The organism is Pseudomonas huaxiensis (assembly GCF_003231275.1).
In the GTDB taxonomy this organism is placed as follows: domain Bacteria; phylum Pseudomonadota; class Gammaproteobacteria; order Pseudomonadales; family Pseudomonadaceae; genus Aquipseudomonas; species Aquipseudomonas huaxiensis.
In genome coordinates, this window is record NZ_QKVL01000189.1 from 1 (window position 1) to 389 (window position 389).

Sequence of the window (389 nt, forward strand, 5' to 3'; positions counted from 1 at the left end):
ATCTCGAGGAGGTTTTGTTTCGACCTTCACGCAGAATAAAAGTGACCAGACTGCAACAAGAATCCCGAAGAAAAATGCGACCCACTCCTCGACGCTCAACCGGCGCCAGTCTGATAAGAAAAGCAACAGAATCACGACGGTCAGGATTGCTTGTACTGGCGCGAACCAAATCAACCATCCTCTGGCAAGTGCCGAAGTACGTGGCAGCTCCAGCAAAACCTCATCCTGATGGTTGGGTGTATCAAGCCCGAGGTCCGGGGTAACGATCGGTAATTCGTAGGGTCCGGGCAGGTCTTCTTTCCAGCCGGGACAAGGTGGTGTCAGCTTAGGTCCTTTCATTCTGCTCATGGCGCGGTCGTCGACTCCAGGCCCATATCGGCAGGCCACTT

Annotated in this window: 1 pseudogene; it reads right to left on the minus strand. The window is 54.0% G+C overall.

Annotation, left to right across the window (positions count from 1 at the left end):
• A pseudogene (locus DM374_RS33395) lies at window positions 1-348 on the minus strand (DUF6708 domain-containing protein); the annotation flags it as partial.
• Window positions 349-389: the final 41 nt, after the last annotated feature.